Consider the following 25665-nt stretch of genomic DNA (forward strand, 5'->3'; position numbering starts at 1 on the left):
CCGGCTTCCCCCACGCGATGGGAGCGCCCCATGAACCAGGCCAGCCTTGCGGAAGAAACCTTTGGGCCCGCGTCGCGGCTGGCGCGCTTCTGGCAAAGCTTCTCGTCCAACCGCGGCGCCCTGGCGGGCCTGGGGCTGCTGGCGCTGGTGCTGTTGTGCGCGCTGACCGCCCCTTGGCTGGCCCCGCACGACCCCACCGAGCAGTTCCGCGAGGCCCTGCTCACCCCGCCGATGTGGGCCGAAGGCGGCAACCCGCTGTACCCGCTGGGCACCGACGACGTGGGTCGCTGCCTGCTGTCGCGCCTGCTGTTCGGCGCGCGGCTATCGCTGACCATCGGCGCTTTGGCGGTGGTGCTGGCCCTGCTGCCGGGCATCGCCCTGGGGCTGGTGGCGGCGTTCTTCCCGCGCGGCTGGGGCACCGCCATCCTGCGCCTGATGGACGTGATGCTGGCCCTGCCCAGCCTGCTGCTGGCCATCGTCATCGTCGCCATCCTGGGCCCGGGGCTGATGAACGCCATGCTGGCGGTGTCGGTGGTGGTGCTGCCGCATTACGTGCGCATCACCCGTGCCTCGGTGATCTCCGAGGTCTCCAAGGACTACGTCACGGCGGCCCGCGTCAGCGGCGCCGGCACGCTGCGCCTGATGTTCAGCGAGGTGCTGCCCAACTGCGCCGCGCCGCTGATCGTGCAGGCCTCGCTGGGCGTGTCCACCGCCATCCTCGATGCCGCCGCCCTGGGCTTCCTGGGCCTGGGCGCGCAGCCGCCCTCGCCCGAGTGGGGCACCATGCTGGCCGACGCGCGCGAGTTCGTGCTGCGCGCCTGGTGGGTCGTGACCTTCCCGGGCCTGGCCATCCTGGTGGCGGTGCTGGCTTTTAACCTGATGGGGGACGGCCTGCGCGACGCGCTGGACCCCAAGCTCAAACGTTGAGGAGCAAAAGCACCATGCCCTTGCTCGAAATCGAAGACCTGCACGTGGAGTTCCCCACGCAAGGCAGCGTCATGCATGCGGTCGAAGGCGTCAGCCTGACGCTGGAAGAAGGCGAAGTGCTGGGCATCGTCGGCGAGTCCGGCTCCGGCAAGAGCGTCACCATGATGGCCTTGATGGGCCTGATCGCCTATCCGGGCCGGGTGCGCGCCAAGACCTTGCGCTTTGCCGGCCACGACCTGCTGGGCATCTCCGACAAGGAGCGCCGGCGCCTGGTGGGCAAGGACATGGCGATGATCTTCCAGGATCCCACCACCAGCCTCAACCCCTGCTTCACCATCGGCTTCCAGCTGATGGAAACGCTGCGCCTGCATTCGCCGCTGGACAAGGCCAGCGCCAAACGCCACGCCATCGAGCTGCTCGAGCAGGTCGGCATCCCGGCCGCCCACACCCGCCTGAACGACTACCCGCACCAGATGTCGGGCGGCATGAACCAGCGGGTGATGATCGCGATGGCGATCTCCTGCAACCCGCGCCTGCTGATCGCCGACGAGCCGACCACGGCGCTGGACGTGACCATCCAGGCGCAGATCCTGGATCTGCTGCGCAACCTGCAGAAGGAGCGCGGCATGGCCCTCGTGCTGATCACCCACAACATGGGCGTGGTCAGCGAGATGGCCCAGCGTGTGGCTGTCATGTACGCCGGCCAGGTGGCCGAGCAGCAGGCCGCCGCCAGCCTGTTTGCCAATCCCCAGCATCCCTACACCGAAGCGCTGCTGGCCGCCTTGCCCGAACGCGGCCCGGCCGGCCACCGCCTGGCCACCATCCCCGGCGTGGTGCCGGGCGTCTTCGACCGACCCCATGGCTGCCTGTTTGCGCCGCGCTGCGCCTATGCCACCGCGCATTCGGCGGCCGTGCGGCCCGAGCTGCGCGACTGGCAGGGCGGCCAGGTGCGCTGCCACTATCCGCTGGGTGACCCGCAGCGCCAGGCCCGGATCGAACACGACCTGCCGCTCCAGACCGAGGTGGCGGCATGACGGTGGTGGTTGAAGCCAAAAACCTGCGCCAGGTCTACAAGATCCGGCGTGGCATGTTCCGCGAGCCGGCCCAGCTGCAGGCCGTGGGCGGCGTGTCGTTTTCCATCGAGGCGGGCAAGACCCTGGCCGTGGTCGGCGAGTCCGGCTGCGGCAAGTCGACCCTGGCACGCATGGTGGCGCTGATCGAAAAGCCCACCGAGGGCAGCCTGGTGCTCGACGGTACGGATGCGGTGCAGACGCCGGCGGCTGATCGCAGGCGCCTGCGCCAGGCGGTGCAGTTGGTGTTCCAGAATCCCTACGGATCGCTCAACCCGCGCAAGAAGATCAGCGCGGTGCTGGAAGACCCGTTGGCCATCAACACCGATCTGGCTGCGCCTGAAAGGGCGGAGCGCGCGCGCGCCATGCTCGCCCAGGTGGGCCTGCGTCCCGAGTACGCTGCCCGCTATCCCCACATGTTCTCCGGCGGCCAGCGCCAGCGCATCGCGATTGCCCGCGCGCTGATGCTCAATCCCAAGCTGCTGGTGGCCGACGAGCCGGTCTCGGCGCTGGACGTGTCGATCCAGGCCCAGGTGCTGAACCTGCTGGCCGACCTGCAGGCCCAGTTCCAGCTGGCCTTTTTGTTCATCTCGCACGACCTGGCCGTGGTGCGCCACATCGCGCACGACGTGCTGGTGATGTACCTGGGCCATGTGATGGAGCAGGGGCCCAAGGACAAGCTGTTTGCCCGGCCGCTCCATCCTTATACGAACGCCCTGCTGGCTTCCACGCCCGGCGTGGGCGCGCGCAGCGTCCAGCGCATCGTGCTCAAGGGCGAGCTGCCCTCGCCGCTGAACCCGCCCAGCGGCTGCGTCTTTTCCAGCCGCTGCCCCTACGCCCTTGCCCAGTGCAAGGCCGAGCGGCCGCTGCCCCGGCCGGTGGATGGCAGGCTTGTTGCATGCCACTTCGCCGAACAGTTCCTGGAATCGGGTTTTCCCGCATCGCCGGCTGTTGATAATGCAAGTCTTCCCGGCTGAGCCGGAAACCATTTACTTCACTCAAGGAGTGTGTCCATGAATCTGTCGACCTACAGTAAGCACTTCGCCATTGCGGCCCTGGCCCTGGCGGCCACGGCCGGCGCCGGTGCCAAGACCCTGGTGTACTGCTCCGAAGGCAGCCCGGAAAACTTCTATCCCGGCATCAACACCACCGGCACCTCGTTCGACGGCAACGAGCCGATCTACAACCGCGTCGTCGAATTCGAGCGCGGCGGCACCAAGGTCGTGCCCGGCCTGGCAGAAAAGTGGTCGATCTCGCCCGACGGCCTGGTCTACACCTTCAACCTGCGCAAGGGCGTGAAGTGGCACAGCAACAAGAATTTCAAGCCGTCGCGCGACTTCAACGCTGACGACATGATCTTCGCCTTCCACCGCCAGTGGCTGGACACCGACCCCTACTACAAGGTCACCAGCTCCAACCATGCGTACTTCAACGACATGGGCATGCCCAAGCTGCTCAAGTCGGTCGACAAGGTCGATGAGTACACGGTCAAGATCACGCTGAACAAGCCCGAAGCGCCCTTCCTGGCGAACATGGCCATGCCCTACGCGGCCATCCAGTCGCAGGAATACGCCATCGCCATGCTCAAGGCCGGCACGCCCGAGAAGCTCGACCAGGAGCCCATCGGCACCGGCCCCTTCACCCTGGTGCAGTACCAGAAAGACGCCGTCATCCGCTACAAGGCCTTCCCGCAGTACTGGGGCGGCAAGGCCAAGATCGACGATCTGGTGTACTCGATCACGCCGGACGCCTCGGTGCGCTGGGCCAAGCTGCAAAAGGGCGAGTGCCATGTCATGCCGTACCCCAATCCGGCCGACCTGGATGCCATCCGCAAGGACCCGAACATCAAGGTGATGGACCAGGCCGGCCTGAATGTCGGCTACCTGGCGTTCAACACACAGAAGAAGCCCTTCGACGACGTGCGCGTGCGCAAGGCCATCAGCATGGCCATCAACAAGAAGGCCATCATCGACGGCGTCTACCTGACCACCGGCGTGGCGGCGAAGAACCCGATCCCGCCGTCCATGTGGTCGTACAACGACGCGATCAAGGACGATGGCTACGATCCCGAAGGCGCCAAGAAGCTGCTGGCAGCCGCCGGTTTCCCCAACGGGCTTAGCACTGACCTGTGGGCCATGCCGGTGCAGCGCCCCTACAACCCGAACGCCAAGCGCATCGCCGAGCTGATGCAGGCCGACCTGGCCAAGATCGGCGTGAAGGCCGAGATCAAGACCTTCGAATGGGGTGAGTACCGCAAGCGCATGCAGGCTGGCGAGCACCAGATGGGCATGCTGGGCTGGACCGGCGACAACGGCGACCCGGACAACTTCCTGCACACCCTGCTGGGCTGCGATTCGGCCAAGACCAATGGCTCCAACGTGGCCAAGTTCTGCCACCAGCCGTATGAGGAGCTTGTGCTCAAGGCCAAGACGGTGTCCAAGCAGGCCGACCGCGACGCCCTGTACAAGAAGGCCCAGGTGATCTTCAAGGAACAGGCGCCCTGGTTCACCATCGCCCACGCCGTGCAGCTCAAGCCGATGAGCAACAAGGTCATCGACTTCAAGCTCAGCCCCTTCGGCCGCCATAACTTCTACGGCGTCGACATCAAGGAATAAGCGCACCGCGCCGATACTCAAGCCCTGGCGCTTCGCGGCGCCGGGGCTTTTTCTTTGCCCAGGACCTTCCATGACCATTGCCATCGTCTCTGCCATGCACCAGGAGCTTGCGGCTGTCCTGGACCTGATGCCGGACGAGCACAAGCAGGTGGTGGCCGGCCGCGAGTTCTGGCGCGGCCACCTGCACGGGCAGGAGGTGGTGTGCGTGCTGTCGCGCATCGGCAAGGTGGCGGCTGCGACCACGGCCACCGCCTTGATCGAGCGCTTCGGCGTGACGCGCATCGTCTTCACCGGCGTGGCCGGCGGCCTGGGTCCGGGCGTCCAGGTGGGCGACGTGGTGGTGGCTGGCAGCTTCGTGCAGCACGACATGGATGCCTCGCCGATTTTCCCGCGCTACGAGGTGCCGCTGTATGGCGCCAGCCGCTTCGCCACCGACGCGGCGCTGACGGCGGCGCTGGCTCAGGCGGTGCGGCGCGCCCTGCCAGGGACAAGCCTGCACCAGGGCCTGGTGGCCAGCGGCGACCGCTTTGTGGCGTCCAGTGCCGAAAGCCGGGCCCTGCAGGTGGCCTTGCCGGATGCGCTGGCGGTGGAGATGGAGGGCGCGGCCTTCGCCCAGGTCTGCCACGACTACGGCCTGCCCTTCGCCGCGGTGCGCACCATCTCCGACCGCGCCGACGACGCGGCGCACGGCGACTTCACGCGCTTCATCGAGGAGGTGGCCAGCCGCCACAGTGCCGCCATCATCGCCGCGTTGCTGCAGATGCTCTCGAATTCATAGCGCCCCAGGTCCATCTCTCGGGGGTTACAGCCCGATTTCCTTCGAAAATCGGGCTATTTCAGCCAGCCGCGCTTGCGGAAGTACCACATGGGCACCAGGGCAGAGGCCACCATCAGGCCCAGCGCGAAGGGGTAGCCGGCCTGCCAGTCCAGCTCGGGCATGAACTTGAAGTTCATGCCGTAGATGCTGGCGATCAGCGTGGGCGGCAGCAGCGCCACGCTGGCCACCGAGAAGATCTTGATGATCTTGTTCTGGTTGATGTTGATGAAACCGACGGTCGCATCCATCAGGAAGTTGATCTTGTCGAACAGGAAGGCCGTGTGGTTGTCCAGTGACTCGATGTCGCGCAGGATCTGCCGGGCTTCCTCGAACTGGTCGGCGTTGAGCATGCGGCTGCGCATCATGAAGCTGACGGCGCGGCGCGTGTCCATCATGTTGCGGCGGATGCGGCCGTTCAAGTCCTCATGGCGGGCGATGGCGCCCAGCACCTCGCCGGCCAGGGCGTCGGTCACGTCGCCGGCCAGCACCTGCTTGCTGACTTTCTCCAGCTCGTCGTAGATGCCTTCGAGCGTGTCGGCCGAGTACTCGGCGTCGGCGTCGAACAGCTTGAGCAGCACTTCCTTGGCGTCTTCGATCAGTCCGGGGGCGCGGCGCGCCCGCATGCGCAGCAGCCGGAACACCGGCACGTCCTCGTCGTGGATGGAGAACAGCACGCCCTTGCTGCGCAGCGACTCGTTCATCAGGTTCAGGATGAAGGCGACCCGCACTGTGCGCGGCTCGTCCTCGTCGGCGATCAGGAAGTCGCTGCGGATGTGCAGCTCGCCGTTGTCTTCCTCGTAGAAGCGCGCGGACTCCTCGATGTCCTCGTCCATCGCGTCTTCCGGGATCGACAGGCCGTAGTACTGCTTGATCCAGCGCTTTTCTTCCAGCGTGGGCGACTCCAGGTCGACCCAGATCGGCTGGAATTTCGAGAGCTCTTCCAGCGACTCGATCTCTTCCTGGAAGAGCCGGCCGTTGGCGAGCGAGAAAATGTTGAGCATGGGCCCGTCCCGTGTTGTTGTATTCGGTGTTGTGGCGAGGTGCGCTTTCAACCCCGTTCACGGGCGTTGAAAGCTACCGACTAGGGTAGGTTTCCAAGGAGGGTCTCCAGTGATTGCGACCGCGCGATTATGCCGCGCTGGTATTGAAGAAGACCAGCAGCTCGACGCTGCGGAGCCGGCCCGGCGCAGGACAAGTCCTACAAATTTGGCGCGAGCTGTCCGACACGGCTGCTCAGGCTGGGGCCGTAAATTGGAATCCTGTCGTCCAGCCATCCCGCAAGACTGCCCACAGGAGCCCCGCCATGATCCAGCTCGCCAGCCAAGCGAATGCCGCCCGCATGGGTGTGCACGCGGCAGCCAACGACGGCAAATCGCGCAATTTCGAGTTTCAGCGCGGCCGCAGCGGCCACGCTTGGCCCTTCATCAGCCGCCATGCGCAGCAGCCGGCAGCGCAAGACAGCCCCAAGGCCGCCGGCAGCAGCGCCGGCAGCTGAGCCCAGGAGAAACTATGTCCCTTGAATCCACCCGCCCTGACCGCCCATCCGAAGCCCCACGTGACAAGCCGCAGGTGGACCGGGGCGAGCATGCCAACCTGGAGCGCCCCGGCGCCCAGTTCCACCCCCGCGCCGCCGGCTGGCAAGCGCGCCACCCCATCTCGGCCTGGCCCTCGGCCCGGCCCTGAGCCCGCCCAAGGCGGTGAAGGCGGCCCCGGAGGGCCGCCTTTTTTCATTGGGGCGCCGAAAAGTCAGCCTGTGGTCAGTGGCCGGGACATAGGGGTACAGGGCTTGCCTTTTCACACGCTGCACTGGGGTGAAAGCGGTTGCTTTTCCCTGCCCAGCGGCGCATAGTGATTCGACCCTTTCGTTTCCCCGTTCGCCGTCCGCCTCGCCTTCCGGGAGGCGGCTTTCAACCCGAGCAACAGGAGGCTCTTTCATGAACTTGACGATCAGCGGTCACCATCTCGAAGTCACCCCGGCGCTGCGTAATTACGTAACAACAAAGCTGGACCGCATCACCAGGCATTTCGACCAGGTCGTTGACATCAAGGTGCTCCTCACCGTCGAGAATCAGAAGGAAAAGGAACGACGACAACGCGCCGAGTGCATGATCCACGTCAAGGGCAGCGACATGTTCGCCGAAAGTTCTCACGCGGATCTGTACGCGGCCCTGGACGAGTTGGTCGACAAGCTCGACCGCCAGGTTGGCAAGCACAAGGCCCGCCTGCAGGACCACCACCACGATGCCCCCAAAAGGTTGATGTGAAAACGTGAACAAAGGCGCCCTCGGGCGCTTTTTGCTTTCCGGGTGTCCACGGGCACGGTCTGTGACACGTTTGTTGCAGTGCACTGTCCGAAGTGCATAATCCATCCGCCCGACCATGAACCGCCTCGCGTCCATCCTGCCTGCCGCTCAAGTGCTCGTGAGCGTCGATGCCACAAGCAAGAAACGTGCTTTCGAAGAGGCGGGCTTGCTGTTCGAAAACCTGCATGGCCTGTCGCGGGCGCTGATCACCGACAGCCTGTTTGCCCGCGAACGGCTGGGCTCGACCGGCCTGGGCCACGGCGTGGCCATTCCGCACGGCCGGATCAAGGGCCTGAAGGCGCCGATGGCTGCGCTGTTCCAGCTGGTCCAGCCGATCGGGTTCGACGCGCCGGACGAGCAGCCGGTCAACCTGCTGATCTTCCTGCTGGTGCCCGAAGCGGCTACCCAGAAGCACCTGGAAATCCTGTCCGAAATCGCCGAGTTGCTCAGCGACGCGCCCTTGCGCGAAAAAATCAAGGCCAGCCCGGACGCGGCCGGGCTGCACAGCCTGATTGCCACCTGGCAGTCTGCCCAACCCGCGTGAAACCCACCGTCGTCAGCGCCGACGTCCTGTTCGAAGACCATCGGGCCCAGCTCAAGTGGGAGTGGGTGGCCGGACTGGGTGCTTCGGAGCGCCGTTTCGACGAAGAGGTGGTCAAGGCGGCCCGGTCGGGCGCCGACCTGGTGGGCTACCTCAACTACATCCATCCCTACCGGGTCCAGATCCTGGGCCAGCGCGAGATCGCCTACCTGACCAACGCCACGGCCGAGGATTGCGCCCGGCGCATCTCACGCATCGTGACGCTGGAACCGCCGGTGCTCATCCTGACAGACGGCCAAGCCGCGCCCGACGCCCTGCTGTCGATGTGCGAGCGGGCCCAGATCCCGATGTTTGCCACGACCGAGCCCTCGGCCTTTGTCATCGACGTGCTGCGCGCCTACCTGTCCAAGCACTTCGCCGAGCGCACCTCGATGCACGGCGTCTTCATGGACATCCTGGGCGTGGGCGTGATGATCACCGGCGAGTCGGGGCTGGGCAAGAGCGAGCTGGGGCTGGAGCTGATCTCGCGCGGCCACGGCCTGGTGGCCGATGACGCGGTCGACCTGTACCGCATCAACCAGACCACCATCGAGGGGCGCTGCCCGGAGCTGCTGCAGAACCTGCTGGAGGTGCGCGGCATCGGCCTGCTCGACATCAAGGCCATCTTTGGCGAGACCGCGGTGCGCCGCAAGATGCGCCTGAAGCTGATCGTCCACCTGGTGCGCCGCGAGACGCTGGAGCGCGAATACGAGCGCCTGCCGTATGAACCGTTGACCCAGGACGTGCTGGGTGTGCCGGTGCGCAAGGCCGTCATCCAGGTGGTGGCCGGCCGCAACATCGCCGTGCTGGTGGAGGCGGCGGTGCGCAACACCATCTTGCAGCTGCGCGGGGTGGACACCTACCAGGAATTCGTCGAGCGCCACCGCAAGGCGATGGAAAAGGGCTCCGGCTAGCGCGCCGGCGCTCTAGCGGCGCATCAGCGGCTTTGGGCGCAGTTGCCGCACAGGCCGTACAGCGACATCGCGTGGTCCTGCAGGACCCAGCCCTTGTCCTGCGACACCATCTGCTGGCGTTTCTCGATCTCGGCGTCGTAGAACTCCTCGACCCGGCCGCAGGAGGTGCAGATCAGGTGGTCGTGGTGCGTGCCTTCGTTGAGCTCGTAGACGGCCTTGCCGCTCTCGAAATGGCTGCGGCTGAGGATGCCGGCCTGCTCGAACTGGGTCAGCACGCGGTACACCGTGGCCAGGCCAATGTCCGAATGGTCCTGCAGCAAGACACGAAACACGTCTTCGGCCGTCATGTGGCGCTGCGCGCCCTTCTGGAAAACGTCCAGGATCTTCAGCCGCGGCAGGGTGGCCTTCAGGCCGGTGCTCTTGAGTTCGTCGATGTTGGCCATGGTCTTCCTGGCAGCGGGCGCCAGGGGGGCTGCCGCTACAATGGTTTGATCATATCGCCACCGGTAGACCCATGCCCGCTTTTCCTTCCAGCATGACCCGCTTGGGCCTGGCGTTGGCCTGTGCCGCAGCCGCCGGCTGCAGCTCGATCGACAGCGCGACGCAAAGCTTCGCCAGCTCCCTGGCGCCATACAAGATCCAGGTGGTGCAGGGCAACTTCGTGTCCAAGGAGCAGGTCGATGCCCTGCAGCCGGGCATGAGTCGCCAGCAGGTGCGTGACGTGCTGGGCACGCCACTGGTGGCCAGCGTGTTCCACAGCAACCGTTGGGACTACATCTTCACCCTGCGCCGCCAGGGCGTGGAGCCGCAGTCGCGCAAGCTCACCGTGTTCTTCAAGGGTGACCAGCTCGAGCGCTTCGAGGGTGACACCATGCCCAGCGAGGCGGACTTCGTGGCGACGCTGGACGTCAAGCGCCGCACCGGCAAGGTGCCGCCGCTCGAGGCCAGCGAAGAGAGCCTGGCCAAGTTCGGTGGCAAGCCGGCCGCGCAGCCCGTGGCCGCGCCCGAGCCCCCGCCGGCGGTGAGCTACCCGCCGCTGGAGCCGCGCTGAGATGGCCGCGCAGGAAGCAGAGCAACACAAGGTCGCCGTCGCCGTCGCCGGCGCCTCGGGCCGCATGGGCCAGATGCTGATCGAGGCCATCCGCGCCTCGGGCGACTGCCAGCTGGCCGGCGCCCTGGACATTGCCGCCAGCCCGGCCATCGGTAATGACGCTGCCGCCTTCCTGGGCGTGGCCAGCGGCGTGCCGGTATCGGCCGACCTGCGCTCGGGTCTGCAGGCGGCCAAGGTCCTGATCGATTTCACCCGGCCCGAGGGCACGCTGGCCCATCTCAAGGCCTGCCGCGAGCTGGGCGTCAACGCCGTCATCGGCACCACCGGTTTGAGCGATGCGGACAAGCGCCAGGTGGCGGACGCCGCGCGCGACATCGCCATCGTCATGGCGCCCAATATGAGCGTGGGCGTCAACGTCACGCTCAAGCTGCTGGAGATGGCCGCCAGATCGCTGTCCACCGGCTACGACATCGAGATCATCGAGGCCCACCACCGCCACAAGGTCGATGCGCCCTCGGGCACGGCCCTGAAGATGGGCGAAGTGATCGCCCAGGCCCTGGGCCGCGATCTGAAGGATTGCGCCGTCTACGCCCGCGAAGGTGTGACCGGCGAGCGCGATCCGTCGACCATCGGCTTTTCCGCCATCCGCGGCGGCGACATCATCGGCGACCACACCGTGCTGTTTGCCGGCACCGGCGAGCGCATCGAGATCAGCCACAAGGCGTCCAGCCGCGCTTCCTACGCCCAGGGCAGCTTGCACGCCGTGCGCTTCCTGGCCGGCAAGAAGACTGGCCTGTTCGACATGTTCGACGTGCTTGGGCTCAGATGAGCCTGCAGCAGCTGTTGAGCCAGGGTGACGCGCTCACCCAGGCCGTGGCAGCTGCGCTGCTGGCCATGTCGGTGGCCAGCTGGGTGCTGATTCTGTGGAAAGCCTGGCTGCTACGCCGCGCCGGCGCTGACCTGCCCCGCGCCACAGCGGCCTTCTGGCAATCCGACTCGATCGCCCAGGCGCTGCAAACAGTCGGCGCCTTCGACCGTGAGCGTCTCTTGTTGCCCTTGATCGCCGCCACCCAGGGGCCGGTCCCGGCCGGCCTGGCCGCCGCAGGCGACCGCTCGCAGCAGCTGACCCGGGTGCTGCGCGACGCCTTGCACCGGGTGCTCGACAAGCTGCAGTTTGGCCAGGTCCTGCTGGCCACGGTGGGTTCGACAGCGCCCTTTGTCGGCCTGCTGGGCACGGTCTGGGGCATTTACCACGCGCTCACCGCCATCGCCGCCAGCGGCCAGATCAGCGTCGACAAGATCGCCGGGCCGGTCGGCGAGGCCCTGGTCATGACGGCCGCCGGCCTGGCCGTGGCCATTCCTGCCGTGCTGGGCTACAACATCTTCGGCCGCTGGATCGGCCGCATCGAGGCCGACCTGGAAGGCTTCGCCCGCGACTTGCGCGAAATATTGACGCCCCCCCGAAGCGCCTTCGGCGAATCCGGAACCTGATATGGCGTTTGGCCGGCTGGAGCGCACCCAGGGGCCGCAGCCCATGAGCGAGATCAACGTCACGCCCCTGGTGGACGTGATGCTGGTGCTGGTGGTGATCTTCATCCTGACCGCCCCGCTGCTGGCCAGCTCGCTGCGCCTGGAGCTGCCGCGCACCGATGCGGCCAGCCCCGGCGACGCCCCGAAGTTCGTGAGCATCGCCCTGGACAAGGCCGGTCAGGCCTTCTTCAACGACCAGCCGGTCGGGCCGGCGCAACTGGCCGAGCGGCTGGCCGGCGCGGCCCGGGCCGACCCGCAGACCGAAGTCCAGCTGCGCGCCGATGCCGCCGTGCCCTATGGCCGGGTGGTCGAGGTCATGGGCGCCGCCCAGAAGGCCGGGCTCAACCGCATCGGCTTCGTCGCCGAGCCGCGCAATCCCTGAGTCCGGGCGGGTGCCCCGCACAGGGTGGGCATCTACAATTTGCCCATGCAAGACAAGTACAACCACATCGAGGTCGAAAAGGCCGCCCAGGCGCATTGGACCGCCCGCGACGCCTACCGCGTGACCGAGGACGCCAACAAGAAGAAGTTCTACGCCTGTTCCATGCTGCCTTATCCCAGCGGCAAGCTGCACATGGGTCACGTGCGCAACTACACCATCAACGACATGCTCACGCGCTACCTGCGCATGAACGGCTACAACGTGCTGATGCCGATGGGATGGGACGCCTTCGGCCTGCCGGCCGAGAACGCCGCGCTCAAGAACGGCGTGCCGCCGGCCAAGTGGACGTACGAGAACATCGCCTACATGAAGAAGCAGATGCAGGCGATGGGGCTGGCCGTCGACTGGTCGCGCGAGATCGCCACCTGCGACCCCAGCTACTACAAATGGAACCAGTGGCTGTTCCTGAAGATGCTGGAAAAAGGCATCGCCTACCGCAAGACCCAGGTCGTCAACTGGGACCCGGTCGACCAGACCGTGCTGGCCAACGAGCAGGTCATCGACGGCAAGGGCTGGCGCACCGGCGCGGTGGTGGAAAAGCGCGAGATCCCCGGCTACTACCTGAAGATCACCGACTACGCCGAAGAACTGCTGGACCATGTGCAGCACAAGCTGCCCGGCTGGCCCGAGCGGGTCAAGCTGATGCAGGAGAACTGGATCGGCAAGAGCGAGGGCCTGCGCTTTGCGTTCCCCCACGCCATCCGCGGCGCTGACGGTGCACTGATCGGCGACGGCCGCATGTATGTCTTCACCACCCGTGCTGACACCATCATGGGCGTGACCTTCTGCGCGGTGGCGCCCGAGCATCCGCTTGCCAGCCACGCGGCGGCAGGCAATCCGGCGCTGGCGGCCTTCATCGAAGAGTGCAAGAGCGGCGGCACGACCGAGGCCGAACTGGCGCTCAAGGACAAGGTCGGCATGGACACCGGCCTGGTGGTGACGCACCCGCTGACCGGCGATGATGTGCCGGTCTGGGTCGGCAACTACGTGCTCATGAGCTACGGCGACGGCGCGGTGATGGGCGTGCCCGGTCACGATGAGCGCGATTTCGCCTTCGCCATGAAGTACAAGCTGCCCATCATGCAGGTGGTGCACGTGGACGGCGAGCATTACGACTACACGCAGTGGCACGACTGGTACGGCGACAAGGTCAACGGCGTGACCATCAACTCCGACATCTACAGCGGCTTTGGCTACCAGGAGGCGGTCAACGCCGTGGCGCACACGCTGGAGCAAAAGGGCCTGGGTGGCAAGAAGACCACCTGGCGGCTGCGCGACTGGGGCGTCAGCCGCCAGCGCTACTGGGGCACGCCCATCCCCATCATCCACTGCGCCGAGCACGGCGCAGTGCCGGTGCCCGAAAAAGACCTGCCGGTGGTGCTGCCGCTGGACTGCGTGCCCGATGGCTCGGGCAACCCGCTGAACAAGCGCGAGGACTTCCTGGCTTGCCAGTGCCCGGTTTGCGGCAAGCCGGCCCGGCGCGAGACCGACACCATGGACACCTTTGTCGACTCGTCCTGGTATTTCATGCGCTACTGCGACCCGCAGAACAGCCAGGCCATGGTGGACCAGGGCGCGCACTACTGGGCGCCGATGGACCAGTACATCGGCGGCATCGAGCACGCCATCCTGCACCTGCTGTACGCGCGCTTCTGGACCAAGGTGATGCGCGACATGGGCCTGGTCAAGGTCGACGAGCCCTTCACCAAGCTGCTCACGCAGGGCATGGTGCTCAACGAGGCCTTCTCGCGCACCACCACCGGCAAGCAGTACTTCTGGGCCCATGAGCTGGACATCGTGCGCGACGAGCACGCCAAGGTGCTGTCGGCCACCGCCAAGGCGGACGGCCAGGCCGTCACCTACGAGGGCTGGACGACGATGTCCAAGTCCAAGAACAACGGTGTCGACCCGCAGGACCTGATCGAGAAGTACGGCGCCGACACCTCGCGCCTGTACACCATGTTCACCGCGCCGCCCGAGGCCACGCTGGAGTGGAACGACGCCGCGCTGGAGGGCTCGTACCGTTTCCTGCGCCGCGTCTGGAACTTCGGTCACAAGCTGTCTGCTATGGATTCGATAGCTACCCGCGGACAATCTGCGGGCTCTGGCACTGCATTTGGCAAACAGGCCAAGGCCTTGCGGCTGGAGATCCACAGCGTGTTCAAGCAGGTCGACTACGACTACCAGCGCATGCAGTACAACACCGTCGTCTCCGGCGCGATGAAGCTGCTCAATGCGTTGGAGGACTTCAAGGGCGCGGCCGACGCCGGCGGCCAGGAGGCGATGGCCGAGGGCTTTGCCATCCTGCTGCGCGTGCTCTACCCGGCCACGCCGCACATCGCACAGGCGCTTTGGCAGGACCTGGGCTGGGCCGCGGCGCGCGGCGAGCTGATCGACGCGCCCTGGCCGCAAGTGGATGCCGAAGCCCTCAAGCAGGACGAGATCGAGCTGATGCTCCAGGTCAACGGCAAGCTGCGCGGCGCGGTCACCGTGCCGGCCGGCGCCAGCAAGGAAGAGATCGAGAAGCTGGCCCTGGCCAGCGAGGCCTTTGCCCTGCATGCCGGCGGCGCCGCGCCCAAGAAGGTGATCGTGGTGCCTGGCCGCCTGGTCAACGTGGTGGTCTAGAAAGATGGCACCCACCAGCTTCCTGTCGCGCCGCCGCCTGCTGCTGCTGGCCGCACCCGCCGCCCTGGCGGCCTGCGGCTTCGAGCTGCGCAAAGCGCCCAACTTCGCTTTCAGCACCGTCTACGTCGGCGGCGCCGAGTCGCCCCTGCTGACCGAACTGCGGCGCAGCATTGCCGCCAGCGGCGCCGTGCAGGTGGTGCCGGTCGAACGGGCCCAGGTCATCCTGGACGTGCCGCTGGACCAGCGCGAGAAGGTGGTGGTGGCCCTGAACTCCACCGGCCAGGTGCGCGAGTTCCAACTGCGCACGCGCGTCAAGTTCCGCCTGCGCACGGCGCAGGGCAAGGAGCTCATCCCCGAAACCGAGCTGCTGCAGCAGCGCGACATCAGCTTCAACGAGTCGGCGGTGCTGGCCAAGGAAGGCGAAGAGAACCTGCTGTACCGCGACATGCAGACCGACATCGTGCAGCAGCTGATGCGCCGGCTGGCGGCGATCAAGGCCTTGTAGCCGCACCATGCAGCTTGCCGCCGGCCAACTCGCAGCGCACCTGCAAAAGGGGCTCAAATCCCTGTACACCCTGCACGGCGACGAGCCGCTGCTGGTGCAGGAGGCGGCCGACGCCATCCGGGCCGCGGCGCGCACCCAGGGCTACACCGAGCGCACAGTGCACACGGTCGCAGGTGCCCACTTCGACTGGAGCGAGGTGCTGGCCGCCGGCGGCTCGCTCAGCCTGTTTGCCGACAAGCAGATTGTCGAGATCCGCGTCCCCTCGGGCAAGCCCGGCAAGGAAGGCAGCCCGGCCCTGCAGCAGCTGGCCGAGGCCGCGCAGGGCAACGACACGACCCTGACCCTGGTGCTGCTGCCGCGCCTGGACAAGATGACGCGCAGCGGCGCCTGGTTCGGCGCGCTCGAGAGCTTCGGCGTGACGCTGCAGTTCGACCCGGTGGACCGCGCGGCGCTGCCGCAATGGATTGCCCAGCGGCTGGCGCGTCAGGGCCAGCGCGTGGCCTCCGGCGAGGAGGGGCAGCGCACGCTGCAGTTTTTTGCCGACCGGGTCGAGGGCAACCTGCTGGCGGCCCACCAGGAGATCCAGAAGCTGGCCCTGCTGCACCCTGAGGGCGAGCTGGGTTTCGACCAGGTCGAAGGCGCGGTGCTCAACGTGGCGCGCTACGACGTCTTCAAGCTGTCCGAGGCGGTGCTGGGCGGCCAGGCCGCGCGGGTGCAGCGCATGCTCGACGGCCTGCAGGCCGAGGGCGAGGCCGAGGTGCTGGTGCACTACACGCTGGCCGAGGACATTCGCGCGCTCAAGCGCGTCAAGGACGCCATGGCGGCCGGCCGGCCGCTGCCCATGGCGCTGCGCGAGCAGCGCGTCTGGGGCATCAAGGAGCGGCTGTTCGAGCGGGTGCTGCCGCGCCTGACGGCCACCGGCCTGGACAATCTGCTGCACTCGGCCCACCTGGTCGACGGCATCGTCAAGGGCCTGAAGGCGCCGGGCTGGCCCAGCGACGGCTGGCAGGCCCTGCACCGCCTGGCCCAGGGGCTTTGCCAGGAGTGCGCGCCGCAAAGCGCCCCCGTGCGAAAATAGGGCCATGAACGCTCTCAACGTCGCAGAGTACATCCAGACCCTGGGTTTGCAGGCAAAACAAGCCTCGGCCCCCATGGCGGCTGCCTCGAGCGCTACGAAAAATGTAGCGCTGAAGGCGCTGGCGCGGCTCCTGCGCGAGAACGCCCAGGCCTTGCAGGCCGACAACGGCAGGGACATCGAGCGGGCCACGGCCGCCGGCCTGAGCGCGCCCATGGTCGACCGGCTCAAGCTCACGCCCAAGGTGCTAGAGACCGTGGCCCAGGGCTGCGAGCAGCTGGCCGCGATGCCGGACATCATCGGCGAGATCATCGGCATGAAGCAGCAGCCCAGCGGCATCCGCGTGGGGCAAATGAGGGTGCCGATCGGCGTCTTCGGCATGGTCTTCGAGAGCCGGCCCAATGTCACCATCGAGGCGGCCAGCCTGTCGATCAAGAGCGGCAATGCCTGCATCCTGCGCGGCGGCTCCGAGGCCATCGAGTCCAACAAGGCCCTGGCCCGGCTGGTGCAGCAGGCGCTGGCCGAGGCCGGCCTGCCGGTCGAGGCGGTGCAGCTGGTGCAGACCACCGACCGTGAAGCTGTCGGCCAGCTGATCGCCATGCCGCAGTATGTGGACGTGATCATCCCGCGCGGCGGCAAGAGCCTGATCGAGCGCATCAGCCGCGAGGCCAAGGTGCCGGTGATCAAGCACCTGGACGGCAACTGCCACGTCTACGTCGACGATCCCTGCGACATCGCCATGGCGGTGGCCATCGCCGACAACGCCAAGACCCAGAAGTACAGCCCCTGCAACGCCAGCGAAGGCCTGCTGGTGGCGCGCGGCGCGGCGGCGCAGTTCCTGCCGCTGATCGGCGCCATCTATGCCGCCAAGGGCGTGGAGATGCGCTGCGACGCCCAGGCCCAGGCCATCCTGCAGGCTGTGCGCGGCGCCAATCTGAAAGAAGCGACCGAGCAGGACTGGTCCGAGGAATACCTGGCGCCCATCATCAGCGTCAAAGTGGTGGAGGGCGTCGACGAGGCCATCGCCCACATCAACCGCTATTCCAGCCACCACACGGATGCCATCGTCACGCGCGACCACGTCCATGCCCAGCGCTTCCTGCGCGAGGTGGATTCGGCCAGCGTGATGGTCAACGCCAGCACCCGCTTCGCCGATGGCTTCGAGTTCGGCCTGGGTGCCGAAATCGGCATCAGCACCGACAAATTCCATGCCCGCGGCCCGGTGGGCATCGAAGGCCTGACCTCCCTGAAGTGGGTGGTGCTGGGCCAGGGCGAAGTGCGCGGCTGAAAGCGCGGCTTCCCCAATTTCTTCCATGCACGATTACTGGCCCGGCTGCGGCTACAGCCTCCTGCAAGCCGGTGCCGACGGCCAGCTGCGTGTCACCGACGATTTCCTGCGCAGCCTGCTGCAGCGCCCGGAACTGGCGCCGGCGCCCGAGTCCTGCCCGGCCGAACTGGGCTTGCACGAGCAGCTGCTGCGCGATCCGCGCCAGCCCATCGACGCCGTGGCGCTGGCCGGCTTGCGCGACGAGGACGCCCGCGCCAACTACGCCGTCTGGCTGCGCTTTCGCGCCCGCCTGCTGGCCCAGCCCACGCTGGAGGGCAGCTACCTGGCGCTGTTCCACGGCGATGTCGACGTGCCGCCGGTCCTGGTGCACCAGCTGACCCAGATCCTGCTGCGCCATGTGCTGGGCGCGGAAGCGGCGCCATTGCAGGCGCGCGTGGCCGAGATGCTGTTCCGCCCGCAGAAGATCTCCATCCTGGAGCAGGGCCAGGTGATGGCGGCCGACGACGAGACGGTGGAGCGCCACGCCATCGCCGGCAGCTTCGGCACGTTGGGCGAGCTGCTGGCGCAAGGTGGGGCCGTGCTGCGCACCGCCGAACTCGACGTCCTCAACGAGGACAACGCCGACCAGTACTGGGAGCGCAGCGAGGCCCATGACCTGGTGGTCAGCCTGAACCACGGCCAGAGCGCCCTGGAGGCGCTGTGCCGGGTGCTGGAGCGCTGGGTCCGGCACTTCCTGGGGGCCGAGGTGGCCATCACGGTGGAGCGCGAGATCGACGACGAACACTGGGTCTGGCATGTCGGCCTGGACGCGCAGGCCAGCGCCGTGCTCAATGCGCTCTACCAGGGCCAGGACGTGGACGAGGCCCAGATGGCGCGCATGCTGTGCCTGTTCCGGCTGGAGTTCACCCACAGCGGCGTCATGCGACCGGAGATCGCCGGCAAGCCGGTCTACCTGGCGATGGCCATGGATGCCGACAAACGCCTCAAGCTCAAGCCGCAGAACCTGCTGCTGAATCTGCCGCTGGCGCAGCAGTCCTGAGGGCGGCGTCAGGCCTGGCGGGCTTGCAAGCGGGGGCCGCGGCCCCAGATTCCCTACAATTCCAGTCGAATATTCCAAGTCAGAAGGCAGAGGGCCCATGGTTCCCCATCTCGTCACCGCCCTGAACGGCCCCATCAACGAACTCGAGCAGCGCATCCTCGAGTCCATGCCGGCGATCGAGCGCTGGTTCCGGCTGGAATGGATGGAGCACACGCCGCCCTTCTACAGCTCGGTCGACATCCGCAACGCCGGCTTCAAGCTGGCGCCGGTGGACACCAATCTGTTTCCCGGCGGCTGGAACAACCTCACGCCCGAGATGCTGCCGCTGGCCGTGCAGTCGGCGATGGCGGCGATCGAGAAGATCTGCCCCGAGGCGCGCAACCTGCTGGTGATCCCCGAGAACCACACGCGCAACACCTTCTATCTGAGCAACATCGACCAGTTGCGGCGCATCTTTCACATGGCCGGCCTTAACGTGCGCATCGGCTCCATCAGCCCCGATATCAAGGAGCCCACCGAGGTCCAGCTGCCCGGCGGCGGCTCGGTGCTGCTCGAGCCGGTGGTGCGCAGCAAGCGCCGCCTGGGCCTGAAGGACTTCGACCCCTGCACCATCCTGCTCAATAACGACCTGTCGGCCGGCGCCCCCGGCATCCTGGAAGACCTGCACGAGCAGTACCTGCTGCCGCCGCTGCACGCCGGCTGGTCGGTGCGGCGCAAGAGCCGCCACTTCAAGAGCTACGAAGAGGTCTCCAAGCGCTTCGGCAAGCTGCTGGGCATCGATCCCTGGCTGATCAACCCCATGTTCAACCAGTGCGGCGAGGTCAACTTCGCCGAGGGCACGGGCATGGAATGCCTGACCAGCAATGTCGACGCGCTGCTGACCAAGGTGCGCAAGAAGTACAAGGAATACGGCATCAACGAGAAGCCCTTCGTCGTGGTCAAGGCCGACAACGGCACCTACGGCATGGGCATCATGACGGTGCGCGACGTCAAGGACCTGGACCAGCTCAATCGCAAGACGCGCAACAAGATGTCGGTCATCAAGGACGGCCAGGAGGTGCACGACGTCATCATCCAGGAAGGCGTGCTGACCAACGAGCGGGTCAACGACGCTGTCGCCGAGCCGGTGGTCTACATGATGGACCGCTACGTGGTGGGCGGCTTCTACCGGGTCCATGCCGAGCGCGGCGTGGACGAGAACCTCAACGCCCCCGGCGCCAGTTTTGCCCCCCTAGCCTTTGCCGAGAGTACGCGCTTACCCCAGCCGGGCGAGAGGCCGGGCGCCAGTGCGCCCAACCGCTTCTACATGTATGGCGTGATCGGCCGGCTGGCCATGCTGGCCGCCAGCTACGAGTTGGAAGCGACCGACCCCGACGCCGAGGTCTACGAATAGAGGGGCTTGGCGGCGCCACGTTGTTGCGTCGCAACATAGGGTCTTTCCCATCGGGCACAGGCGCACAATAGCGGTCCCAAAGGTTACACAACCCCGCTGGCCGATTGAAGAGGCACAAGACGGGGATCTCCAGTGCAAAGCTCGAAATCCTCGCTCGCGGCGCTGACGCTCGGCGCCATCGGTGTCGTCTACGGTGACATCGGCACCAGCGTCCTGTACGCCGTCAAGGAAGTCTTCGGCTCCGGCCACGTTCCTTTCACCACCGACAACATCTACGGCATCCTGTCGATCTTCTTCTGGACGCTGACCACCATCGTCTCGATCAAGTACGTGGTGCTGGTGCTGCGGGCCGACAACAACGGCGAGGGTGGCCTGATCGCCATGCTGGCCCTGGCCTCGCAGGCGGTCAAAGACAAGCCCAAGCTGCGCAACATCCTGCTCACGGTGGGCATCTTCGGCACCTCGCTGTTCTACGGCGACGGCGTCATCACGCCGGCGATCTCGGTGCTGTCGGCGATCGAGGGCCTGGAAGTCGTCTCGCCCGCCTTCAAGGACTGGGTCATCCCGCTGACCCTGGTCGTGCTGTTCGGCCTGTTCGCGGTGCAGAAGAACGGCACCACGGGCATAGGCCGCTTCTTCGGCCCGGTCACGCTGGCCTGGTTCGCCATCCTGGCCGTGCTGGGCGTCGCCAACATCGTGCGGCATCCGGAAATCCTCACCGCCATCAGCCCGCACCATGCGCTGGGCTTCATGTTCCGCAACCCCGGCACCACCTTCATCATCCTGGGCGCCGTCGTCCTGTGCGTGACCGGCGCCGAGGCGCTGTACGCCGACCTGGGCCACTTCGGCAAGCGGCCGATCCGCCTGGCCTGGTTCAGCGTGGTCATGCCGGCCCTGACGCTCAACTATTTCGGCCAGGGTGCCCTGCTGCTGGAGCGCCCCGAAGCGGTGAAGAACCCCTTCTTCCTGATGGCGCCCGAATGGGCGACCCTGCCGCTGGTGGTGATGGCCACGGCGGCGACGGTGATCGCCTCGCAGGCCCTGATCACCGGTGCCTTCAGCGTCACCAAGCAGGCCATCCAGATGGGTTACCTGCCGCGCCTGCAAGTCCAGCACACCAGCGTGCGCGAGACCGGCCAGATCTACATTCCCTTCGTCAACTGGAGCCTGTTCGCTGCCATCGTGCTGGCGGTGGTGATGTTCCGCTCGTCGAGCAACCTGGCGGCGGCCTACGGCATCGCGGTGACGCTGGACATGCTGATCACCACCATCCTGACCTTCTTCGTCATCCGCTTCGGCTGGAAGTACCCGCTGTGGCTGTGCATCGCCGCCACCGTCTGGTTCTTCGTGGTTGACCTCGTCTTTTTCGCCTCCAACATGCTCAAGCTGTTTGCCGGCGGCTGGTTCCCGCTGATGATCGGCGGCGTGGTGTTCACGCTGATGATGACCTGGAAGGAAGGCCGGCAGCTGCTCAACGACAAGCTCAAGGCCGATGCGATCGACCTGAACAGCTTCCTGGAGGCGGTCTTCGTGAGCCCGCCGACGCGGGTCGAAGGCACGGCGGTCTTCCTCACGGCCGAGCCCGGCACCGTGCCCAACGCCATGCTGCACAACCTCAAGCACAACAAGGTCCTGCACGAGCACAACCTGTTCGTCACCGTGCGCAGCCACGAGGTGCCGTGGATCGGCATGAACAAGCGGGTGGAGATCGAGTCGCTGGGCCACGATTGCTGGCAGGTGGTGTTGCACTACGGCTTCAAGAACGACCCTGACGTGCCGCGCGCGCTCGAGCAGATCCGGGCCCGCGGCTGCGAGCTCGAGCGCATGAGCACCAGCTACTTTCTGTCGCGCGACAGCGTCATCCCGACCATCGGCAGCGGCATGGCGGGCTGGCGCGAAAAACTGTTCGCCCAGATGCACCACAACGCCAGCGCCGCGGCCGACTTCCTCAACCTGCCCAATAACTCGGTGGTGGAGCTGGGCAGCAAGATCGAGATCTGAGGCCGGCGCCCCGGCGGGCCTTCAGCCCAGACCCAGCATCCGCGCCAGGCTGCGCTCGGGCGTCTCCTGCTGCAGCCGCACGTTGCGCTCGAGCACCTGCAGGTGTTCCTCCATCAGGCGCACCGCGCCCTCGGCGTCGCGCCGCTCGATGCAGCCGACCAGGGCCTCGTGTTCGTCGTGCTCGCAGGAAGCGTTGCCAGGCGGCTCGTACAGCGCCACGATGAGCGAGCAGCGCGAGACCAGCTCGGTCAGGTAGCGTTGCAGCATCTCGTTGCCTGCCACCTCGGCCAACCGCAGGTGGAAGGAGCTGGCCAGCCGGGCCCAGGCCGGCTGGTCGAAGCGGTGCATGGCCTCGTGCTCCTTGCCCATACGCTGGCGCAGGTCGGCGATGTCCTGGGGCGTGGCGTTGCGCACGGCCAGCCGCATGATGGCCGCCTCCAGGGCGCGCCGCGCCTCAAAGATCTGGCGGGTTTCTTCCGGCGTGGGGGAGGCGACGACGGCGCCCTTGTTAGGGCGCAGGTCGACGATGCGGTCGTGCGCCAGCCGCTGCAGCACCTTGCGCACCACCGAGCGGCTGACCTGGAACAGCTCGCACAGGGCCGCTTCCGGCAGCTTGGTGCCGGGCGCCAGGCGCTGGTTCATGACGCCATCGAAGACCGAGCGGTAGATGCGCTCCTCGACGTCGTCGACGCCTTCGTCCACTGGTGGCACGGCAGCTACGCTCATGCGAAGTCCTGCGGCCGTTCGGCGGCCAGCTGGTCCATCTGGCTGGCAATGGCGCCCGGCGTGCACAGCCAGACGCTGCCGGCGTCGCGGGCGCTGGCCAGGGCTTGCAGCGCGCGGCGCAGATGGCGCAGCCGGTAGGGCTGGCCGACGATGTAGGGATGCAGGGCCAGGCCCATCACCAGGGGTTGAACGCGCGCTTGCAGGAGCATTTCCTCCAGATTGTCCACCACCATGTCGGCGAAATCCTTGGCGTCCATCAGCCGGCCCATGACCATGGGGATGTCGTTGAGCTCCTGCGGATAGGGCACGGACCACAGGCGCGCGCCACTGCGCGTGCGCATGGCCACGGGTTGGTCGTCATGGCACCAGTTCAGGGTGTAGCCGTAGCCGGTTTCGGCCAGCAGGTCGGGCGTGACGGCGCTCTCGGAGATCCAGGGCGAGAGCCAGCCGGACGGCGCCGCGCCGCTTTCGGCAGCGATGCGCTTGCGGCAGGCCAGCAGAAGGCCGCGCTCGGCCTCTTCGCTGTACACGCCCTGGCGCTCGGCATTGGTGTGGCCGTGGCCGACGATCTCGTCGCCGCGCGCCACACAGGCCGCCACCAGCTCGGGGCAGTGGTCGTACAGGGCGGTGTTGATGATGGCCGACGAGGGCAGGCCCAGGCTGTCGAACAACTCCAGGCAGCGCCAGGCGCCGACACGGTTGCCGTATTCGCGCCAGCTGAAGTTCAGCACGTCGGGCTGGGGCGAGGGCGGGCCCAGGCAGGCGCCCAGGCCCTCACCAAACGCGAAGTGCTCGATGTTGAAGCCCAGATAGACGGCCAGCCGTGCGCCATTGGGCCAGACCCAGTCGGGGCGGCGGTTGATGGGGCTGTAGCCGAAGCGCCCGTGCTCGGGCAGGGCGCCGGGCCAGACGGGCAGGGTGCTCACAGCGTGGCCAGGCCGGCGCGCACCAGCAGCCATTCGGCGCTGTCGTTCCAGACGTCCATCTCGCAGATCAGGCCATGGCGCACCACATAGCGGTCCACATAGCGGTTGCCCTCGAAGGGCGTGCCGTCCGGCCAGGCGCCGTACAGGGTGCCCAGGCTGTAGACCACGGTTTCTTCGGGCGTGCCGCCGCTCACCACTTCGGTGCGCTCGATCTTCTTCTTGACCCAGGCGTAGCGGCCGCGGTTGAAGGCTGTGGCCTCGGCAGGGTGGCGCATGGCGCGGTTCCCTGTGAAGCGGATCTGCATGCCGGGCGCGACAAGTTCGGCTGCAGCCTCCGGGTCGGGAATCATGTGGCGGCGCAGGTATTCGTCGACCAGGGGGCCGGGCGCGAGGCCGGGTGGGGCGGCAGTTTCTGAAGCGTGGGACATGGATCCTCCGAAGAATCACTGAAATGGTGCACAAGCTGCGATGGTCAGACTGCAGCAAAAGCCATGCCGTTTGTTTACATGGCAGCCAATCAAGTGTCGACAATGATTGTCATGAATTGTAGACATGGCACGGCCCTTGCATTCCCGCAGGCAGTCCGTGGCAGCGCGCCACATTTTTGTGCAGCCTCATTTTTCCGGAGATCGCCATGTCCTTTGCCTTCCGCCCCAATGCCCGCCGCAGCTTCCTGTGCGCCGCCCTTGCCGCCGCCGGCCTGGCCACTTCCGGCACGGCCTTCGCCGCCGACCCGATCAAGATCGGCCTGGTCACCGCCTTGTCGGGCCAGTCGGCCCTGGCCGGCGAGGCCATCACCCGCGGCCTGACCGTGGCCATCGACGAGATCAATGCCAAGGGCGGCCTGCTGGGCGGCCGCAAGCTGGAACTGGTGCGCCGTGACGACGAGGCCAACCCGGCCAAGGGCGTGGTTGCCGCGCGAGAACTGATCTTCAAGGAAAAGGTCGCCGTGCTGTTTGGCGGCCTGGACACGCCGGTGTCCATGGCCATCGTGCCGGTGATCAACCAGGAAAAGACGCCCTTCATGGGCCCCTGGGCCGCGGGCACGCCCATCACCAAGAACGGCGCCAATCCCAACTTCGCCTTCCGCGTCTCGGCCGTCGACGAGATCGTCAATGTGGGCATGCTCGACTACGCGCAGAAGAACTTCAAGAGCAGCAAGTTCGGCATGATCCTGGTCAACAACCCCTGGGGTGAGTCCAACGAAAAGGGCTTGATCGCCGCCCTGGCTGCCAAGAACATGAAGGCCGTGGGCATCGAGAAGTTCGAAGGCAGCGACGTCGACGTCGTGCCCCAGCTGACGCGCCTGAAGGCCGCCGGCGCCGACACCCTGTTCCTGGTCGGCAACGTCGGCCCCTCGGCCCAGGTCGTCAAGTCGCTGGACCGCATGGGCTGGCAGGTGCCCATCGTCTCGCATTGGGGGCCGGCCGGCGGCCGCTTCACCGAGCTGGCCGGCCCGAACGGCAAGAACGTGCACTTCGTCCAGACCTACAGCTTCTTCGGCAAGCAGTCGCCGGTGGGCGAGAAGGTGGTCGCCGCGCTCAAGGCCAAGTACCCCGCCATCAAGGGCCCGGACGACATCACGCCCGCGGTCGGTGTGGCCAACGCCTACGACGGCATGATGCTGGCCGGCCTGGCGATCGCCGCCGCAGGCTCCACCGATGGCGACGCCGTGCGCCAGGGCTTCTACAAGATCGACAAGTACGAAGGCCTGATCAAGACCTACGTCAAGCCGTTCACGCCCGCGGTGCACGACGCGGTGACGGCCAGCGACTACGTCTGGGCCCAGTTCATCGACAACCGCATCCTGCCCGTTGCGTTGGCCAAGTAAGCAGCGC

27 protein-coding genes are annotated in these 25665 nt (G+C 66.7%); 22 read left to right on the forward strand and 5 right to left on the reverse strand.

Annotated elements, in window-relative coordinates; all coding sequences use genetic code 11:
• From Q0632_RS17140 to Q0632_RS17160, 5 genes are all read left to right on the forward strand, one after another.
• Positions 1-927 (forward strand): ABC transporter permease subunit (locus tag Q0632_RS17140; protein ID WP_367181214.1); only part of this gene is annotated, 927 nt, incomplete at its 5' end.
• A gap of 14 nt (positions 928-941) precedes the next feature.
• The gene (locus tag Q0632_RS17145) at positions 942-1961 is read left to right on the forward strand and encodes an ABC transporter ATP-binding protein (protein ID WP_298932440.1); all 1020 of its coding nucleotides are present in this window, start codon (positions 942-944) and stop codon (positions 1959-1961) included.
• Positions 1958-2974, forward strand: coding sequence for a dipeptide ABC transporter ATP-binding protein (locus Q0632_RS17150; protein WP_298932443.1), 1017 nt, complete (start codon positions 1958-1960; stop codon positions 2972-2974). The genes Q0632_RS17145 and Q0632_RS17150 overlap by 4 nt, the downstream gene beginning before the upstream one ends.
• Before the next feature lie 36 nt (positions 2975-3010).
• Entirely contained in the window at positions 3011-4612 is a 1602-nt protein-coding gene (locus Q0632_RS17155) for an ABC transporter substrate-binding protein (RefSeq protein ID WP_298932445.1), read from the forward strand.
• A gap of 70 nt (positions 4613-4682) precedes the next feature.
• Positions 4683-5390: a 5'-methylthioadenosine/adenosylhomocysteine nucleosidase gene (locus tag Q0632_RS17160; protein ID WP_298932447.1), complete on the forward strand. Its 708-nt coding sequence runs from the start codon at positions 4683-4685 to the stop codon at positions 5388-5390.
• Between the two features lie 53 nt (positions 5391-5443).
• Here the strand turns inward: Q0632_RS17160 and corA are convergent, their stop codons facing one another.
• Positions 5444-6430 carry a magnesium/cobalt transporter CorA gene (gene corA, locus Q0632_RS17165; protein ID WP_298932449.1) on the reverse strand — a complete coding sequence of 329 codons (987 nt, stop codon included), beginning with the start codon at positions 6428-6430 and terminating at the stop codon, positions 5444-5446.
• Between the two features lie 302 nt (positions 6431-6732).
• On the opposite strand from corA, the gene Q0632_RS17170 reads away from it, so the two are divergent.
• The 5 genes from Q0632_RS17170 to hprK all read left to right on the forward strand — a co-directional run bounded on the left by Q0632_RS17170 (position 6733) and on the right by hprK (position 9226).
• Positions 6733-6924 carry a hypothetical protein gene (locus Q0632_RS17170; protein ID WP_298932451.1) on the forward strand — a complete coding sequence of 64 codons (192 nt, stop codon included), beginning with the start codon at positions 6733-6735 and terminating at the stop codon, positions 6922-6924.
• Between the two features lie 14 nt (positions 6925-6938).
• Positions 6939-7112 carry a hypothetical protein gene (locus Q0632_RS17175; RefSeq protein WP_298932453.1) on the forward strand — a complete coding sequence of 58 codons (174 nt, stop codon included), beginning with the start codon at positions 6939-6941 and terminating at the stop codon, positions 7110-7112.
• Positions 7113-7363: 251 nt separating this feature from the next.
• Positions 7364-7693, forward strand: coding sequence for a ribosome-associated translation inhibitor RaiA (gene raiA, locus Q0632_RS17180; protein WP_298932455.1), 330 nt, complete (start codon positions 7364-7366; stop codon positions 7691-7693).
• Positions 7694-7808: 115 nt separating this feature from the next.
• On the forward strand, positions 7809-8276 hold the full coding sequence (locus tag Q0632_RS17185) for a PTS sugar transporter subunit IIA (RefSeq protein ID WP_298932457.1): 468 nt from the start codon (positions 7809-7811) through the stop codon (positions 8274-8276).
• The gene (hprK, locus tag Q0632_RS17190) at positions 8273-9226 is read left to right on the forward strand and encodes an HPr(Ser) kinase/phosphatase (RefSeq protein WP_298932459.1); all 954 of its coding nucleotides are present in this window, start codon (positions 8273-8275) and stop codon (positions 9224-9226) included. Before Q0632_RS17185 ends, hprK begins: the two co-directional genes overlap by 4 nt.
• Positions 9227-9249: 23 nt before the next feature.
• Here hprK and fur read toward each other — a convergent pair whose 3' ends face one another.
• Positions 9250-9669 (reverse strand): ferric iron uptake transcriptional regulator, encoded by a 420-nt coding sequence (gene fur / locus Q0632_RS17195; RefSeq protein WP_298932462.1) that lies wholly within the window; start codon positions 9667-9669, stop codon positions 9250-9252.
• 92 nt (positions 9670-9761) lie between these two features.
• Between fur and Q0632_RS17200 the strand changes: the two genes are divergently transcribed.
• From Q0632_RS17200 to Q0632_RS17250, 11 genes are all read left to right on the forward strand, one after another.
• Positions 9762-10277 carry an outer membrane protein assembly factor BamE gene (locus tag Q0632_RS17200; RefSeq protein WP_298932464.1) on the forward strand — a complete coding sequence of 172 codons (516 nt, stop codon included), beginning with the start codon at positions 9762-9764 and terminating at the stop codon, positions 10275-10277.
• Position 10278: 1 nt separating this feature from the next.
• Positions 10279-11106, forward strand: coding sequence for a 4-hydroxy-tetrahydrodipicolinate reductase (gene dapB / locus Q0632_RS17205; RefSeq protein WP_298932466.1), 828 nt, complete (start codon positions 10279-10281; stop codon positions 11104-11106).
• Positions 11103-11768, forward strand: coding sequence for a MotA/TolQ/ExbB proton channel family protein (locus tag Q0632_RS17210; RefSeq protein WP_298932468.1), 666 nt, complete (start codon positions 11103-11105; stop codon positions 11766-11768). The genes dapB and Q0632_RS17210 overlap by 4 nt, the downstream gene beginning before the upstream one ends.
• Before the next feature lies 1 nt (position 11769).
• Positions 11770-12189 (forward strand): biopolymer transporter ExbD, encoded by a 420-nt coding sequence (locus Q0632_RS17215; RefSeq protein ID WP_298932470.1) that lies wholly within the window; start codon positions 11770-11772, stop codon positions 12187-12189.
• A gap of 45 nt (positions 12190-12234) precedes the next feature.
• The gene (gene leuS / locus Q0632_RS17220) at positions 12235-14874 is read left to right on the forward strand and encodes a leucine--tRNA ligase (protein WP_298932473.1); all 2640 of its coding nucleotides are present in this window, start codon (positions 12235-12237) and stop codon (positions 14872-14874) included.
• A 4-nt stretch (positions 14875-14878) separates the two neighbouring features.
• On the forward strand, positions 14879-15379 hold the full coding sequence (gene lptE, locus Q0632_RS17225; RefSeq protein ID WP_298932475.1) for an LPS assembly lipoprotein LptE: 501 nt from the start codon (positions 14879-14881) through the stop codon (positions 15377-15379).
• Positions 15380-15386: 7 nt separating this feature from the next.
• Positions 15387-16457 (forward strand): DNA polymerase III subunit delta, encoded by a 1071-nt coding sequence (holA, locus tag Q0632_RS17230; RefSeq protein ID WP_298932477.1) that lies wholly within the window; start codon positions 15387-15389, stop codon positions 16455-16457.
• Positions 16458-16461: 4 nt separating this feature from the next.
• The gene (locus tag Q0632_RS17235) at positions 16462-17742 is read left to right on the forward strand and encodes a glutamate-5-semialdehyde dehydrogenase (RefSeq protein WP_298932479.1); all 1281 of its coding nucleotides are present in this window, start codon (positions 16462-16464) and stop codon (positions 17740-17742) included.
• A 25-nt stretch (positions 17743-17767) separates the two neighbouring features.
• The gene (locus tag Q0632_RS17240) at positions 17768-18781 is read left to right on the forward strand and encodes a DUF6352 family protein (RefSeq protein ID WP_298932481.1); all 1014 of its coding nucleotides are present in this window, start codon (positions 17768-17770) and stop codon (positions 18779-18781) included.
• A 97-nt stretch (positions 18782-18878) separates the two neighbouring features.
• Complete coding sequence (gene gshA, locus Q0632_RS17245) at positions 18879-20174, forward strand: glutamate--cysteine ligase (protein ID WP_298932483.1); 1296 nt, start codon at positions 18879-18881, stop codon at positions 20172-20174.
• Positions 20175-20306: 132 nt separating this feature from the next.
• On the forward strand, positions 20307-22175 hold the full coding sequence (locus tag Q0632_RS17250) for a potassium transporter Kup (RefSeq protein ID WP_298932485.1): 1869 nt from the start codon (positions 20307-20309) through the stop codon (positions 22173-22175).
• A gap of 21 nt (positions 22176-22196) precedes the next feature.
• Here Q0632_RS17250 and Q0632_RS17255 read toward each other — a convergent pair whose 3' ends face one another.
• The 3 genes from Q0632_RS17255 to Q0632_RS17265 are packed head-to-tail and all read right to left on the reverse strand — an operon-like array spanning position 22197 to position 24255.
• A complete protein-coding gene (locus Q0632_RS17255) occupies positions 22197-22901 on the reverse strand; it encodes a GntR family transcriptional regulator (RefSeq protein WP_298932486.1) in 705 nt (234 codons plus the stop codon).
• Positions 22898-23827 (reverse strand): polysaccharide deacetylase family protein, encoded by a 930-nt coding sequence (locus Q0632_RS17260; RefSeq protein WP_298932487.1) that lies wholly within the window; start codon positions 23825-23827, stop codon positions 22898-22900. The genes Q0632_RS17255 and Q0632_RS17260 overlap by 4 nt, the downstream gene beginning before the upstream one ends.
• On the reverse strand, positions 23824-24255 hold the full coding sequence (locus tag Q0632_RS17265; RefSeq protein ID WP_298932488.1) for a nuclear transport factor 2 family protein: 432 nt from the start codon (positions 24253-24255) through the stop codon (positions 23824-23826). The genes Q0632_RS17260 and Q0632_RS17265 overlap by 4 nt, the downstream gene beginning before the upstream one ends.
• Before the next feature lie 206 nt (positions 24256-24461).
• On the opposite strand from Q0632_RS17265, the gene Q0632_RS17270 reads away from it, so the two are divergent.
• Entirely contained in the window at positions 24462-25658 is a 1197-nt protein-coding gene (locus Q0632_RS17270; RefSeq protein ID WP_298932489.1) for an ABC transporter substrate-binding protein, read from the forward strand.
• Positions 25659-25665: the final 7 nt, after the last annotated feature.

Origin of the sequence: uncultured Ramlibacter sp. (assembly GCF_936925435.1) — a bacterium.
Taxonomy (GTDB): Bacteria; Pseudomonadota; Gammaproteobacteria; order Burkholderiales; family Burkholderiaceae_C; genus Ramlibacter.

Excerpts from the sequence above, each read along its gene's own strand:
- Q0632_RS17155 (WP_298932445.1), top strand. The coding sequence starts at position 3,011 with ATGAATCTGTCGACCTACAGTAAGCACTTCGCCATTGCGGCCCTGGCC.
- corA (WP_298932449.1), bottom strand. The coding sequence starts at position 6,430 with ATGCTCAACATTTTCTCGCTCGCCAACGGCCGGCTCTTCCAGGAAGAG.
- dapB (WP_298932466.1), top strand. The coding sequence starts at position 10,279 with ATGGCCGCGCAGGAAGCAGAGCAACACAAGGTCGCCGTCGCCGTCGCC.
- Q0632_RS17160 (WP_298932447.1), top strand. The coding sequence starts at position 4,683 with ATGACCATTGCCATCGTCTCTGCCATGCACCAGGAGCTTGCGGCTGTC.
- Q0632_RS17200 (WP_298932464.1), top strand. The coding sequence starts at position 9,762 with ATGACCCGCTTGGGCCTGGCGTTGGCCTGTGCCGCAGCCGCCGGCTGC.
- holA (WP_298932477.1), top strand. The coding sequence starts at position 15,387 with ATGCAGCTTGCCGCCGGCCAACTCGCAGCGCACCTGCAAAAGGGGCTC.
- lptE (WP_298932475.1), top strand. The coding sequence starts at position 14,879 with ATGGCACCCACCAGCTTCCTGTCGCGCCGCCGCCTGCTGCTGCTGGCC.
- Q0632_RS17170 (WP_298932451.1), top strand. The coding sequence starts at position 6,733 with ATGATCCAGCTCGCCAGCCAAGCGAATGCCGCCCGCATGGGTGTGCAC.
- Q0632_RS17215 (WP_298932470.1), top strand. The coding sequence starts at position 11,770 with ATGGCGTTTGGCCGGCTGGAGCGCACCCAGGGGCCGCAGCCCATGAGC.
- Q0632_RS17185 (WP_298932457.1), top strand. The coding sequence starts at position 7,809 with ATGAACCGCCTCGCGTCCATCCTGCCTGCCGCTCAAGTGCTCGTGAGC.
- Q0632_RS17210 (WP_298932468.1), top strand. The coding sequence starts at position 11,103 with ATGAGCCTGCAGCAGCTGTTGAGCCAGGGTGACGCGCTCACCCAGGCC.
- Q0632_RS17270 (WP_298932489.1), top strand. The coding sequence starts at position 24,462 with ATGTCCTTTGCCTTCCGCCCCAATGCCCGCCGCAGCTTCCTGTGCGCC.
- Q0632_RS17175 (WP_298932453.1), top strand. The coding sequence starts at position 6,939 with ATGTCCCTTGAATCCACCCGCCCTGACCGCCCATCCGAAGCCCCACGT.
- Q0632_RS17240 (WP_298932481.1), top strand. The coding sequence starts at position 17,768 with ATGCACGATTACTGGCCCGGCTGCGGCTACAGCCTCCTGCAAGCCGGT.
- Q0632_RS17150 (WP_298932443.1), top strand. The coding sequence starts at position 1,958 with ATGACGGTGGTGGTTGAAGCCAAAAACCTGCGCCAGGTCTACAAGATC.
- Q0632_RS17265 (WP_298932488.1), bottom strand. The coding sequence starts at position 24,255 with ATGTCCCACGCTTCAGAAACTGCCGCCCCACCCGGCCTCGCGCCCGGC.
- Q0632_RS17235 (WP_298932479.1), top strand. The coding sequence starts at position 16,462 with ATGAACGCTCTCAACGTCGCAGAGTACATCCAGACCCTGGGTTTGCAG.
- gshA (WP_298932483.1), top strand. The coding sequence starts at position 18,879 with ATGGTTCCCCATCTCGTCACCGCCCTGAACGGCCCCATCAACGAACTC.
- Q0632_RS17145 (WP_298932440.1), top strand. The coding sequence starts at position 942 with ATGCCCTTGCTCGAAATCGAAGACCTGCACGTGGAGTTCCCCACGCAA.
- fur (WP_298932462.1), bottom strand. The coding sequence starts at position 9,669 with ATGGCCAACATCGACGAACTCAAGAGCACCGGCCTGAAGGCCACCCTG.
- raiA (WP_298932455.1), top strand. The coding sequence starts at position 7,364 with ATGAACTTGACGATCAGCGGTCACCATCTCGAAGTCACCCCGGCGCTG.
- Q0632_RS17255 (WP_298932486.1), bottom strand. The coding sequence starts at position 22,901 with ATGAGCGTAGCTGCCGTGCCACCAGTGGACGAAGGCGTCGACGACGTC.
- leuS (WP_298932473.1), top strand. The coding sequence starts at position 12,235 with ATGCAAGACAAGTACAACCACATCGAGGTCGAAAAGGCCGCCCAGGCG.